Below are 12947 nucleotides of genomic sequence, written 5' to 3' on the forward strand. Positions count from 1 at the left end.
GATGCTCGGCTACCGCGTGGTCCCGGCCTGACGGCATGTCCGATGTCGCCTCCCGGCCGGTCGCATCGCCGTCGACCGGCCGGGGTGCGGAGCTCATCCGGGAAGGGTGCCGGGTGCGACCTCATCGCGTTCGGTTTCGTCCGCCGCTGGAGTGATGTTCCCGGGCCCGCGCAGTACGACGTAGGCGAAGAGCACACCCATGACGGCGACGCCTGCCCACATCGACTGCTGCCAGCCGTCGACGAAGGCCTGCCGCGCTGCGTGCAGCACGTTCGGTGCGTGCGGTCCGGTGCTCGGTGCCACCTCGACGGCGTTGGCGATGCCCTCGCGTGCGGTGTCCGCGGCGTCCCGGGGGACGGCGCCGAGTCGTTCGCCGACGGCGTCGCGGTAGCCGGCGGACACGAGCGCGCCGAGCAGGGCGACCCCGAGCGCGGTGCCGAACTCGCGGGTGACGTCGTTGAGCGCGGAGGCGACGCCCTGCTTCCGCCGCGGCAGGGAAGCGGTGATGGCCTCGGTGCTGGGAGTCATCGACAGGCCCATGCCGAGGCCGATGGCGAGCAGACCGGGCAGGAGGGACAGGTATCCGCCCTCGACGGAGACGAACAGGGCCATGAGCGCCAGGCCGAGGGTGGCCAGAGCGATGCCGGTGGCCATGGCCGCCCGCGTGCCGGTGCGCGCGGCGAGCGTCGGCGCGAGGCCGGAGGCCGCCATCATCATGACGGCCATGGGCATCATCGCGACCGTGGACAGCAGCCCGGACCAGCCCAGGACGGCCTGGAAGAAGGGGAAGAGGACCACGGCGACACCCGCCTGCACCCCGAAGACGACGAGCAGCGTGATCGATCCTCCGGCCAGGCCGCCGGCACGGAACAGTCGCACGTCCAGCAGAGCGGCGTCGCGCCGGTGCAACTGCCGGACGACGAACGCGGCGGAGGCGAGGAGGCCGACGGCGAGGCTCACCACCGTGGCGGGGGCGGTCCACCCGCGTTCGGGGCCTTCCTGGAGGACGAAGATGAGGCCGGCCACGGCGATCGCGGAGACCAGTGCGCCGCCGGTGTCGAAGCGGTGGGACGGCTCCTCCCGGGAGTCGGGAACCGACTTCAGCGTCATGGCCAGGGCCGCGATCACGAGGGCCACCGGCAGGGCGAACAGCCAGCGCCAGTCGGCGGCATCGACGAGGAGGGCCGAGAGGAACATGCCCAGGATGCCGCCGCCTCCGGCGACACCCGTCCACACCCCGATCGCCTTGCCGCGTCGCTCCTCGGGGAAGGTGGAGGTGATGACGGCCAGCGTGATCGGCATGATCACGGCCGCCCCGACACCGCTCGCCACACGTGTGGCGAGCATGATCTCCGTCGTCGGTGCCAGGCCGGCCAGAACGTTGGCGCCGCCGAAGACGCCGAGTCCGGCGATCAGCATCGGCTTGCGGCCCAGCCGGTCACCGATCGCGCCCAGCGGCAGCAGCAGCGCGGCCAGGGTCAGGGTGTAGACGTTGATGATCCACAGAACGGTGCCCTGCGAGGCGCCGAACTCGACGGCCATGTGGGTCTGGGCCACGCTCAGCCCGGACACCGACGCGATGACGGCCATCAGCGCGAGCGAGACGGCGGTCAGGATCGTGCGCAGCTGACGCGCATCCAGCGGTTTCGGCGGATTCAGTCCGTTCGGCGTATCCGAGGTGCGGTCGCTCTGAGGCGGATCGGCCGCCGCTGCGTCGGACTGGTGGTGCTTGGTCATCGTGTCCTCTCCGAAAAGGGCATGCGGGGTCGGCGGCGTACCGGTGGCGGTGCCGGTCGCCGAGAAAGTGGGGTGGGCCTGCGTGCGGAATCCCGGGGCTTCCGGGCCCGGCCACGACGCTAAGCCCGTGTTGCGGGCCGGGCATACACTCTTGCCCATGACGCAAGAAGCCGAGGAGCTGGACAGCCTCGTACGCAAACGCATCCGCGCTCTGCGGGTGGCGCAGGGCTGGTCGCTGGAGGAACTGGCCGGCCGGGCGAACCTGAGCCAGTCCTCACTCAGTCGCATCGAGAACGGCCGGCGCCGCCTCGCGCTGGATCAGCTCGTCACCCTCGCCCGCGCCTTGGACACCACACTCGACCAACTCGTCGAGACGGCCACGGACGATGTCGTCATCAGCCCGATGATCGACGCCGCTCACGGACGCATGCGCTGGCCCGTGAAGGGCGACCCCGGCATGAGTGTGGTGCGCCAGCGCCTGACCGACCCGCCACCCGAGAACCCCGCGCGGATGCGGGCCCATCCGGGACGTGAGTGGCTCGTCGTGCTGTCCGGCACCGCGGTCCTCATGCTCGGCCACCGCAGCTTCCGCATCGAGACCAACCAGGCGGCCGAGTTCCCGACGATGATGCCGCACGCCATCGGCGCCGCGGGTGGACCCTGCGAGATCCTGGGCATCTTCGACCGCGACGCCCGCCGCGGCCACCAGAACGAGGACCCTGACGGTGCCCCGGAGCAGACACCCGCCTGACAGCGCCACTCGCGGACGTCCGACAGGGATCGGCACCCGCGAGCGCTCGACCGGGGAACGGCACTCGCGAGCACCTGACCGGGAACGGTCACTCTTGCGCCTCGGGCAGCAGCCGGGGCCATCGTCTTGCGTAGATCGGGAGAGGTCGTGCCGCAGACGCATGGCCCTCGTAAGGTGAAGACATGACCTACACCCACTCCCACACCCCGCACCGGCACGCCCCGCACGGACACGACCAGCAGCACGGAACCGGTACCGGCGGCCAGGCCGACCTGCTCGACCTGGACGCCGAGGTCCTCGCCGAGCACACGGCCTCCATCACCGCATGGCTCCCGCTCACCACCGGCCCTCGCCGGATCGTGGACCTCGGCTGCGGCACCGGAGCGGGGACTTTCGCCCTCCTGGACCGCTTCCCCGAAGCACACGTCACCGCCGTCGACAGCTCGGCCGAGCACCTCCGGCGCCTGCGCGCCACCGCGTGCGCCCGGGGCGTGCAGGAGCGGGTCCGCACCGTGCAGGCCGACCTCGACGCCGACGGGTGGCCCGACCTCGGCTCACCGGACCTCGTGTGGGCGTCGGCCTCGATGCACCACATGGCCCGGCCCGACCAGGTCCTGCGCACCGTCCACGACCTGCTCGCCCCCGGTGGCCTGTTCGCCGTCGTGGAACTGTCCGGCTTCCCCCGCTTCCTGCCCCCGGGCGCCCCCGAGGACCGGCCCGGCCTGGAAGATCGCCTCCACGCCGTGACCGACCGCATGCAGGCCGAGCACATGCCCCACCGGGGCGCCGACTGGGCCCCGATGCTCACCGGCGCCGGGTTCACCGTGGAAGACCACCGCACCATCACCGTGAACATCGCGGGTTCCGCCGACACGGCCGTCCGCCGCTACGCCCTCAGCGGTCTGCAGCGCATGCGCAGTGCCGTCGCCGAGACGCTGCCCTCCGACGACCTCGCGGCGCTGGACCGGCTCCTGGACACGGACCACCCGCACTGCATCCTGCACCGCGACGACCTGACCCTGCGCACCGAGCGCACGGTCTGGGCGGCCCGCCGCACCTGACACCGGCGCCGGGGACGCGTGCCTCCTCGGCGGCACGCACCGGCGCGCTTCCGGGCATCCCGGCCCGGCTGCCGACCCCTGTGCCGACCCTCGCAAGACGTCGGAGATGGCGTTGTGTCACTCCAAGGACGCTTAAACCGGGTCCAACCCACTGTCACTGTTTCGAGGTAAGCACCTCGTCTCCCCGGTGGAAGCGACCATCACCGGCTGCTGGAACCCGCGCTACGGCCAGCCGTCGAAATGGGTGTCCCAGATCAACGCCCACTTCGAGTGCAACATCCACTCCCGTCGCGAGTACCTGCGTGCCATGGCCGACAACCGGCTGGTGCCGCAGACCGTCGTCGACTTCACGCCGGACACCCGCCCTACTGGGAGCTCCGGGCCACGTCCTCGCTGGTCACCGGGATCGAGAAGGCGTTCATCGAGTCGTACCGGGACGGCTCCTTCCAGTACGTCCTGATCGCGGCCGACCGGGTGTGAAACCTGCCCCGCGCGGGGGCGCCGGCCCAGGAGCGTCGGCATCCCCGCCGGTCAGGGGCGCTCGGGCGGGGTGCGGTGCATGGCCGCCAGGTAGGCGTCGAGGTCGGCCCGGCCGCCCGCGCCCAGCACCCCGGTCCGCACGGCGAGCCGGCTCGGGGGCTGCCGGCGCAGTTCCTGGCGGGCGAGGCGGGCGACCAGAGCGGGGAAGGCGGGCCGCAACGGCTGGCACCAGCGCAACCACGGGGGCGCGTAGATGTGGCGGGCCCGCCGCGTGATGCCGGAGGTCAGCCACTCGGAGACCTCGGACGTGCTGTGCACCTTCCGGGCGAAACGGGGCTGGTTGCGGCGCAGGGCCTGCAACACGGGGTGGTCGTCGATGCCGGTGATCATGTCGGTGCCGGTCCAGTGCAGGTAGGCGATGCCGACGCCGACCCCGTCCGGTTCCACCTCGCCGCGCAGGGCCAGGGCGAACGACTCCACCCCGGCCTTGGAGGCGCAGTAGGCGCTCATCAACGGCGACGATCCGAACGCCGCGGTCGAGGCGATCTGCAGGAAGTAGCCGCGGGTCTCCATGAGGTGGGGCAGGAAGGCGCGGGCGGTGTTGGCGGACCCGGTGAGGTTGACGTCGATGACCCGCTGCCACAGGTCGGCCGGTGTGTGGACGAAGGGCCCGCCCGTGGCGATCCCGGCGTTGGCGACGACGACGCTCGCCCGTCCCAGCCTCTCGCCGATCTCGCGGGCGGCGTGATCGAGCGCGTCCCGGTCGGTGACGTCGGTCTCGACACAGAGGGTCGGCCCGGGCAGGGCGTCGGCCGCCTGGCGGAGGGTGGCCTCCTCACGCCCTATCAGGGCGACCAGCATGCCGTCGTCCGACAGCCGCCGGGCGAGGGCCGCGCCCACGCCGCGGGCGGCACCGGTCACGACCGCGACCCGCCCCGCCAGCGGCGAGCCGCCCGCCCTGCGGGGCCGTCCCGACCCGGGGATCTCACTCATACGTCCTCGTTCCCGTCGCAGCGCCGTCCGGCCGACAACGCCCTGCACCTCCTTTCCGACATACCCGGCCGAACAGATGCGTTCGAGGCTCTTAGCCCATTCGGCGCCCGGGCGCGGAGGCCGACCGGCCGGGCTCAGCCGGGGTTCGGATGCGTCTGGTGGATCGAGAGGTTGCCCTGGCTGGCGTTCACCGTCCCGTGCCCGAAGGCCCGGTTGTCCTGACGGTAGGAGACGGCGGGCGCGGACCGGGGCGGGGGGAGTTCGGCGATCGCGGTCCGCAGCTCGTCCGCGACCTCGGGGTGTTCCTCCAGCAGGTCCTGCAGGCGCAGGCGCCAGGTGTGACGGGCTTCGGCCAGCCCGGCATCGTTGTCGGGCTCCTGGGCGACGCCCCGCAGGGCGTCCAGACGCCGGGCCGCCGTTTCGGTGCGGCCGGCGTCGCCCCGGCCGAAAAGCCGGCTGAAGCGGGTACGGGCGCTCTGCCAGGCATCGGTCGAGGCGGCGTTGACCAGGGCCGCCGAGCCGGTCGTCGCGAGCATCGTCAGCCAGTCAGGGGTCATGGGGACCGCCTTTCTCTCAGGGGTTCTCTCACGTGCCGGAGCGCCGTGCGGTCCAGGAGCCGGAGGTGCCGTGGCAGTCGGTCTCGAAGGTGCCGCGCATGGTGTCGCCCTCGACGTCTCCGGTGAACGAGATCTTCCGTTCGCTGTTCACCGAACCGAAGGTGATGCGGTCGCCCGCGAGCGTGCCGTCGAGGGACCCGTCGAGCGAGCAGGGCACTCCGTCGACGGTCAGGTCCCCGGTCAGGCGCTCACCGTCCTGGGCCAACGTCGCGGTGAAGCTGCCTGAGCCGAGTCCGGTGGACCAGCTGCCCGCCCAGTCGCCGGTCAGCGATGCGCGCTCGGCCGGTGTCGATGCGCCGCCGGACTGCGGGGCGGACGGAGTGACCCGCAGCCCGAACTCCCCGTAGCGGGCGGTGACGGGCAGCCGGCCGGCCGACGCTTCGATGCTCAGGCGCACGAGTCGGCCCTGTTCGTCGATGCGGGCTGTGAACGCGACGCCTGTGACGGCGGACGGTGGTGCGGAGGTGGCAGCGGCCGGCGCGACGGGTCCGGCGTCCGACCGCGCCGTGGTCGGCGCGACGGAACGGGTGTCCGTGCGCGCCGCGGCCGGCGCGGCGGATCCGGTGTCCGACCGTGCCGCGGCGGGCCGGGCGACGGGCGCCAGGGTCCCGCTGAAGGCGCAGCCGTCACGCCGCGCTCCGGCCACCGACCGCAGCTCCCGGGCCGGAGCGGCGGGGTCGATGGCGTCGACGAAGGCACCGTCGGCCCGCACCCACCGGGGATCCGCGCCGGGCGGGGTGCGCGCGCCGGCGGCCAGCGCCACCTCGCCCCCGTCGATCGTGCCGTCGGTGACCGCGCCGTCCGTCAGACCCTGCCGGAACCAGGCCGTGCGTGCCTGCGGGTCCGCCGCTCCCGTCACATGGTGGCGGCCCCGGGTGACGTCGTAGCGGAAGCTCGTCAGCTCCACGCGCCGGGCCGCCTCCGCCAGAACCGCTGCGGCCGAGCGGCCTTCCGCTGCGGTGCCGCACGAGGCCCGGTCCAGGACGAGGGGGACGAAGACGGTCACGGTGGTGATCACGACGACCAGGACGGTGCCGACGATCAGCACGGCGGGCACACCGACACCTGCCGCTCCCGCACCCCCGATGGTCACGGTCTTGGTGAGTGCGGCTGCGGCCTCGGCGAAGACGCTCGCTCCCTTGGCTCCCGCCGTGGCGCCCGGCGCCGCACCGGTGGTCTGTGCGGCCGTGGTGGACGCCTGGACCGGGTCGGCGAGCGGTGCCTGCGGCAGCTGTCCGGTGCCGGCCCGGTCCACGGCGCCGGTGGTGAGCCGGTCCGCCGCGTACAGGCCGCCACCGGCGGATGCCGCGCCGGCGGCGAGTGTGAAGCCGGCCGCCTTGCCCCGGCTGATCTTCCTGGGCCGCGGGGCCAGGCCGAGCACGACCTGGTAGTACAGGTTGCCGTTCTGGACGGCGTTCACGGTGCCGTGCCCGGTGGCCGTGGCGATCTGGGGTGTGCCGCCGTCCGGCTCGGGCAGGAGCGCTCGTACCGAGTCGGTGAACCGTCGGGCCTCTTCGGCGAGGCCGGGCTCGCGGGAGATGGCCGAGTCGATCCGCTGCAGCCACTTCGGCAGTGAGCCCGTCAGGTAGCGGGTGAGGTCCTCGCCCTCGAGACGGGCCGCCTCCGCCGCCCATGCCTCGATCCGCTCACCCACCAGCGGATCCTCGCCCGGTAACAGTTCGAGCATGCGGTCCCGGGCGTCCGTCCAGGCCGGTGTCCCGATCGCGGCGGCGAGGTGTTCCGCCGCGTCCAGTGCCGGATCCCCGGACCTGCCGTAAGCCGTGTCGTGGTGCTCGCCTTCGGCCATGATGCCCCCCGGATGCCGTGCGTTGGTGTGAAGCTAGCAGTGGCCGGGTGGCGCGAAACCGTCTTCGCGTGACGGCCTCGTCCTTCCCGTTGCGCACAGGCGCGCGGGGGCGCGCGCGGTGTGAACACGCGCCCCGTGCCCGGACGTGCGGACACCTGTCACCGGACGCCCCTCGCTGTCCGATCCGGGGCGGGCTCCCTCCCTCAGGGGTGACAGCCCCAGGCGTCAAGGGCGCTTCCGGGCCACGGAGTTGGTCGTGGCAACGCCTTGTGCCGCACCCGTTTACATCGATGTACATTCCGCTCTAGCCTGACGCGCATCTCCCCACCCGGAAGGACACACATGGTGATTCCGCGACTTCGGCATGCCCTCCGGCGGCATCGATTCCTGGCGCTCGCGCTGACCGGCGTACTGACCGTGCTGCCGGCCACCCCCGCCGCCACGTCCCCCCTGACCACCGGCGCCGCGGCTCCGGAGCCCACGTCGGCAACCGTTGGCGCGGCGCCCTCCGCACCCGCTCCCCAGGCACCCTCGGCGCTCGCTCCCGCGGCCGGTTCCGCGCTCGCTCCCGCGGCGACCGGAACGCCGCTGCGCGACGGAACGGGCCTGTATCCGCGGGTCGTCCGGCTCGCACACAACGGTGCCGCCAACGGCCGCGTCCTCGCGAGCGTCGTCACGTTCGACGGCGACAACGGCATCGGAGCCATCCACGAGAGCACCGACTCCGGGGCGACCTTCCGCGAGGTCGGCCGGGTCGCCGACCCCGAGTCCACGGCGGGCCAGGGCCTGTGCTGCACCACCCTGTTCGAACTGCCCCGCCAGGTGGGCACCCTGCGGGCCGGGACCCTGCTGTGGGCCTCGTCCGCCGGTCAGGACGAACCGGACCGCCGTATGGCGCTGCGGATCTGGCGGAGCGACGACGTGGGCCGCACCTGGTCCTACCTGTCGTCCTGCGCCGTCGCGAGCGGCACGGGCGGGCTGTGGGAACCGGAGTTCTCCGTGGCCGCCGACGGCGCCCTGGTCTGCCACTACTCCGACGAGACCGACGCCGCGCACAGCCAGAAACTCGTCGCGGCGCGCAGCTACGACGGGGTGCGCTGGCAGGGCCACCACGACACCGTGGCCGGCACCTGGGCGCCCGACCGGCCCGGGATGCCGGTGGTGCGACGGCTGCCCGACGGCACGTACTTCATGAGCTACGAGATCTGCAATCCCGGCGGCCAGTACCAGTGCGTCGTGCACTACCGGACCTCCGCAGACGGCTGGAACTGGGGCAACCCGGCCGACCTCGGCATCCGCCCCGAGACGGCCGACGGCAGGTACTTCCGCGCCACCCCCACCCTCGCGTGGGCGCCCACCCCGGGCGGCGGGGGCGACGGGCGGATCCTGCTGATCGGGCAGCGGCTGCTCAACCGGGACGGCACGGTCGCCGCGGGCAGCGGACGCACGATCCTGACCAACACCCGCAACGGCAGCGGACCCTGGACCGCGATCACCTCGCCGGTGACCGTGCCGAACCCCGAGGTGAACTACTGCCAGAACTACAGCTCTCCGCTGCTGCCGTCGGCGGACGGCAGGCGGGTGCTCCAGATCGCCACCGACTTCGAGGGCTCGGTGTGCCGGGCGTACTACGCGACGGGTGCCCTGCCGTAGCAGGGAAGGGCCCCTGGCCCCCGCCTCGAACAGGTCACCGTCGAGGCGGGGGCCAGAGGCTCACGGGTTTGTTGGACGGAGCCGACGGGACCGGCGGTCAGTCCGCCGCCGGTTCCTCGATCGCCGCCGGGCGTCGCTGCGCGGCCTGGACGCGGGCGATGTCGAGCTTGGTGCTGCGGTCGAAGCGGTAGATGCCGTTGCGTTCCTGGAAGACGTCGGTCAACTGGGTGTAGCAGTAGCCGAACATGTCCCGGTCGCCGAGGAGCACACCGGTGAGGCCGGCGAAGCGGGCGTGGAACTCCTCCTCGTCACGGACGCGTTCGCCGTAGCCCCAGGATTCGGTGCGGTCGTCGCCGGACTGGGCGGCGGCCGCCTCGGGGTCCCACCAGATGCCGCCGAACTCGCTGACGAAGTATGGCTGTCCGCGGTACGGCACCGACCAGGGGGCGCCGCTCTCATGGGCGTTGACGAACGGGGCGTCCTTCGCCAGGCCCGACATCAGCGCGCGGAACGCCTCGGGGTCCTGCTCGTAGTGGTGCGAGTCGTAGACGTCGGTCTCGGCGACGCGGTGGGAGTAGCCGGAGGCGTCGATCACCGGGCGGGTGGTGTCCAGCGCCTTCGTGGCCAGGAACATCGCCCGGGTCACCGAGTCGAGCTGGGTGAGGCGGTCGTGCAGCTTCTGGTAGGTCTCGTTGAGGGGGCACCAGCCGATGATCGAGGGGTGGGAGTAGTCGCGCTCGACGGCCTCCAGCCACTGGGCCACGTAACTGGCGTCGGGCTGCTGGTTGTCGCCCGAGGAGCCGCCGGCCTCGCAGCCCCAGTCGCCGAACTCGCCCCAGACGAGGTAGCCGAGCCGGTCCGCGTGGTGCAGGAAGCGCTCCTCGAACACCTTCTGGTGCAGCCTGGCCCCGTTGAAGCCGGCCGCCAGGGCCAGCTCGATGTCCCGGAGCAGGGCTTCGTCGGTCGGCGCGGTCATCAGCCCGTCCGGGTACCAGCCCTGGTCCAGGACCAGACGCTGGAAGACCGGACGGCCGTTGAGCAGGACGGCCTTTCCGCTCACCGAGACGGCGCGCAGGCCCGCGTAGCTCTCCACGCTGTCGACGACCCGGCCGTCGGCGTCGAGGAGTTCCAGTCGCAGGTCGTACAGGTGCGGGTCCTGAGGGCTCCACTCGCGGCGCCGTCCGTCGGGGACCGGCAGGTACAGGCGCGGGGCCAGGTCCAGGTCGGCACGGGCCTCGGCGCGGCTCACCTCACCGGCGGCGTCGCCGAGGACCGCGCGCACCCGGTGGCCGGGGCGGTTGCCGGACAGCGGCAGTTCCAGGTGGAAGGCGGACCCGGCCAGGTCGGGGGTGATGCGCGGGCGCCGCAGGTGCACCTCGGGGACGGGCTCCAGCCAGACGGTCTGCCAGATGCCGGTCACGCGCGTGTAGTTGCAGTCGTGGTTGGCGTACTGGATCGCCTGCTTGCCGCGCGCCTGCGGTCCGGACTTCGGGTCGCGGGCCCGGACGGTGATGACGACCTCCTCACCGCTGCCCGCGATGTCGCCGAGGTCGGCGGTGAAGGGGGTGAAGCCGCCGCGGTGCCGGGCGACCTCCTTGCCGTCGGCCCACACGGTGGTGTCGTAGTCGACGGCGCCGAAGTGCAGCAGCACACGGCGTCCGGCCCAGGCGGTGGGCAGGGTCAGGGTACGCCGGTACCAGACGGCCTCCAGGAAGTCGGTCTCGCCGATGCCGGACAGCTCGGACTCGGGAGGGAAGGGCACGAGGATCTCGTCGCGGAGCTCCCGGTCGAGCAGACCGCGTTCGAGGCCGCTGTCGCCCCGGTCGGTCTCGAACTGCCAGGTTCCGTTGAGGTTGAGCCAGTCGCGCCGCACGAACTGCGGTCGCGGATACTCCGGGCGAGGTACGGAGTGAGTGGGCACACATGCTCCAGTGGTCGGGGACCGGCGGGATGCCGCCGGCTGGGTGCGTACGGCGATGAGGTGAGGTCAGGAACCGCCGAGGCCGGTGGTGGCGACCGAGTCGACGATGCGGCGCTGGAAGAAGAGGAACACCACGATCAGAGGCAGCGCCGCCAGCAGCGCGGACGCCATGGACTGGGCGTACTGGATGCCGAAGGCGTCCTTGACGGTGGCCAGACCGACGGGGAGGGTCATCAGGTCCGGGTCGTTGGTGACGATGAACGGCCACAGGAAGTTGTTCCACGCCCCGATGAAGACGAAGATCGCCACGGCGGCGACGATGGGCCGGGACAGCGGCAGCACGACCGACAGGAAGACCCGCAGTTCGGAGGCCCCGTCCATCCGGGCCGCGTCCTCCAGCTCGCGGGGGATGCCGTCGAAGAAGCGCTTGAGGATGAAGACCATCATGGGCGCGACGACCTGCGGCAGGACGACCGCCGCGTAGGTGTCCACCAGGTCGAACAGCAGCATCTGCTCGAAGAGCGGAACGATGAGCAGTTGCGGCGGCACGAGGATCGCGGCGACGGTCAGCGCGAGCAGGGTCCGGCGACCGCGGAACGTGCCGCGCGAGAAGCCGTAGGCGGCGAGCGTCGAGACCACGACCGTGATCAGCGTGACGAGTCCGGCGATCAGGAAGCTGTTGAGGGCCCAGACGGTGATGTTCCCGCGTTCCAGGATCTGCTGGTACGCCTCCGCCGTGAAGGCGCCCTTGATCGGGGACAGACCGGGTGAGGCCGCGTCCTGCTCGCTCTGCAGCGAGGTGGCGACGGCCCACACGAACGGCAGCAGCCACACGGCGGCCAGGACGGCCAGCGCGGTGCCGGCCAGGACACGCGGCAGCCGGCCGTGTCCGAGCAGGAGGGAGGGTCCGGCGGCTGCCGGGGCGGGACGGCGCCGCGGGCGCAGGGGTGTTGCGGTGGCGGACACGGTCAGTCCTCCTGGCGGAAGAGACGCAGTTGCACGAGCGAGACGACGATGACGAACGCGAAGAAGAGGTAGGAGACGGCCGAGGCGTAGCCGAGCCGGTAGCCGGTGAAGCCGACGTCGTAGACGTATTCCAGGACCGGGCGGGTCGAGCCGTTGGGGCCGCCCTTGGTGAGGATGTAGATCTGGTCGAACACCTTGAGCGAGGCGAGGATCTGCAACATCGCCACCAGCGCGGTGGTGCGGCGCAGTTGCGGCAGGGTGATGGACCACAGGCGCCGCCAGGCTCCGGCGCCGTCCAGCGCGGCGGCCTCGTAGAAGGTCGAGGGCAGCGACTGGAGCGCGGCGAGGTAGAGCAGGAAGTTGAAACCGACCGTCCACCAGACGGTGAGGACGGCGATGGACCACATCGCGACGGACTCGTCGGAGAGCCAGCCGACGGGCCCCATGCCGAGGGTGTCGAGGAACTGGTTGGCCAGTCCGAGCTCCGGCTGGTACAGCCAGGTCCAGATCAGGGTCACGACCGTCACGGGCAGCAGGTAGGGGGCGAAGAAGGCCAGGCGCCACATCCACTGCCCGGCGATGCCGCTGTGCACCAGCAAGGCCATGGCCAGGGCGATGAGCACCAGCGGGACACTGGACAGGACGGTGAAGACGACCGTGTTGCCGAGGCTGCTCCAGACGTCCGGATCCCCGAACGCCTCGGCGTAGTTGCCGAAGCCGACGAAGGCCGTGTCGCGCAGGGCCAGTGAGCTGTCGGTGAAGCTCAGCCAGAACCCGTGCACGACCGGCCACACGAGGAACAGGGCGAAGACGAGCAGGAACGGCAGGACGAAGAGCGGGCCCGGGCCGTGGGCGGTGCGGACGGCGCGGCTGATGCCTCTGCGGCGGAGGCCGCCGGGGCGGTCGGCGGCCGCGCCGGTCGCGGCATCGGCCCCGGGGGGTGCGGTGGTGGTCACGTGGG

The 12947-nt window shown here is 72.2% G+C and carries 10 protein-coding genes and 1 pseudogene; 4 read left to right on the forward strand and 7 right to left on the reverse strand.

The features are described 5' to 3' along the window. Positions 1-93 precede the first annotated feature (93 nt). Positions 94-1737, reverse strand: a complete 1644-nt coding sequence (locus ACPXCS_RS22640) for an MFS transporter (protein ID WP_425948835.1) — start codon at positions 1735-1737, stop codon at positions 94-96. A 157-nt stretch (positions 1738-1894) separates the two neighbouring features. On the opposite strand from ACPXCS_RS22640, the gene ACPXCS_RS22645 reads away from it, so the two are divergent. The 3 genes and pseudogenes from ACPXCS_RS22645 to ACPXCS_RS22655 all read left to right on the forward strand — a co-directional run. After that, positions 1895-2488 carry a helix-turn-helix domain-containing protein gene (locus ACPXCS_RS22645; RefSeq protein ID WP_425948833.1) on the forward strand — a complete coding sequence of 198 codons (594 nt, stop codon included), beginning with the start codon at positions 1895-1897 and terminating at the stop codon, positions 2486-2488. 182 nt (positions 2489-2670) lie between these two features. After that, positions 2671-3549, forward strand: a complete 879-nt coding sequence (locus ACPXCS_RS22650) for a class I SAM-dependent methyltransferase (RefSeq protein WP_425948831.1) — start codon at positions 2671-2673, stop codon at positions 3547-3549. A gap of 196 nt (positions 3550-3745) precedes the next feature. Next, positions 3746-4029: pseudogene (locus ACPXCS_RS22655) on the forward strand (SAM-dependent methyltransferase); the annotation flags it as partial. Between the two features lie 51 nt (positions 4030-4080). Here ACPXCS_RS22655 and ACPXCS_RS22660 read toward each other — a convergent pair. The 3 genes from ACPXCS_RS22660 to ACPXCS_RS22670 form a co-directional block, all read right to left on the reverse strand. Next, a complete protein-coding gene (locus ACPXCS_RS22660) occupies positions 4081-5022 on the reverse strand; it encodes an SDR family oxidoreductase (protein ID WP_425948829.1) in 942 nt (313 codons plus the stop codon). A gap of 134 nt (positions 5023-5156) precedes the next feature. After that, the gene (locus ACPXCS_RS22665) at positions 5157-5579 is read right to left on the reverse strand and encodes a hypothetical protein (RefSeq protein ID WP_425948828.1); all 423 of its coding nucleotides are present in this window, start codon (positions 5577-5579) and stop codon (positions 5157-5159) included. A gap of 28 nt (positions 5580-5607) precedes the next feature. Continuing rightward, entirely contained in the window at positions 5608-7446 is a 1839-nt protein-coding gene (locus ACPXCS_RS22670; protein ID WP_425948826.1) for a hypothetical protein, read from the reverse strand. A 342-nt stretch (positions 7447-7788) separates the two neighbouring features. On the opposite strand from ACPXCS_RS22670, the gene ACPXCS_RS22675 reads away from it, so the two are divergent. Next, positions 7789-9099, forward strand: a complete 1311-nt coding sequence (locus ACPXCS_RS22675) for a sialidase family protein (RefSeq protein ID WP_425948824.1) — start codon at positions 7789-7791, stop codon at positions 9097-9099. 97 nt (positions 9100-9196) lie between these two features. On the opposite strand, the gene ACPXCS_RS22680 is transcribed toward ACPXCS_RS22675, so the two are convergent. From ACPXCS_RS22680 to ACPXCS_RS22690, 3 genes are all read right to left on the reverse strand, one after another. Further along, positions 9197-11020 (reverse strand): glycoside hydrolase family 2 protein, encoded by a 1824-nt coding sequence (locus ACPXCS_RS22680; protein WP_425948823.1) that lies wholly within the window; start codon positions 11018-11020, stop codon positions 9197-9199. Between the two features lie 66 nt (positions 11021-11086). After that, positions 11087-11986, reverse strand: coding sequence for a carbohydrate ABC transporter permease (locus tag ACPXCS_RS22685; RefSeq protein WP_425948821.1), 900 nt, complete (start codon positions 11984-11986; stop codon positions 11087-11089). A gap of 2 nt (positions 11987-11988) precedes the next feature. Further along, entirely contained in the window at positions 11989-12942 is a 954-nt protein-coding gene (locus ACPXCS_RS22690; RefSeq protein ID WP_425948820.1) for a carbohydrate ABC transporter permease, read from the reverse strand. Between the last annotated feature and the right edge of the window lie 5 nt (positions 12943-12947).

This window comes from Streptomyces sp. DT190 (assembly GCF_049846985.1).
Lineage (GTDB): Bacteria > Actinomycetota > Actinomycetes > Streptomycetales > Streptomycetaceae > Streptomyces.

Bases quoted from the DNA above. Each gene is read 5' to 3' on its own strand.
- ACPXCS_RS22640 (WP_425948835.1), bottom strand. From the start codon at position 1,737: ATGACCAAGCACCACCAGTCCGACGCAGCGGCGGCCGATCCGCCTCAG.
- ACPXCS_RS22645 (WP_425948833.1), top strand. From the start codon at position 1,895: ATGACGCAAGAAGCCGAGGAGCTGGACAGCCTCGTACGCAAACGCATC.
- ACPXCS_RS22650 (WP_425948831.1), top strand. From the start codon at position 2,671: ATGACCTACACCCACTCCCACACCCCGCACCGGCACGCCCCGCACGGA.
- ACPXCS_RS22660 (WP_425948829.1), bottom strand. From the start codon at position 5,022: ATGAGTGAGATCCCCGGGTCGGGACGGCCCCGCAGGGCGGGCGGCTCG.
- ACPXCS_RS22665 (WP_425948828.1), bottom strand. From the start codon at position 5,579: ATGACCCCTGACTGGCTGACGATGCTCGCGACGACCGGCTCGGCGGCC.
- ACPXCS_RS22670 (WP_425948826.1), bottom strand. From the start codon at position 7,446: ATGGCCGAAGGCGAGCACCACGACACGGCTTACGGCAGGTCCGGGGAT.
- ACPXCS_RS22675 (WP_425948824.1), top strand. From the start codon at position 7,789: ATGGTGATTCCGCGACTTCGGCATGCCCTCCGGCGGCATCGATTCCTG.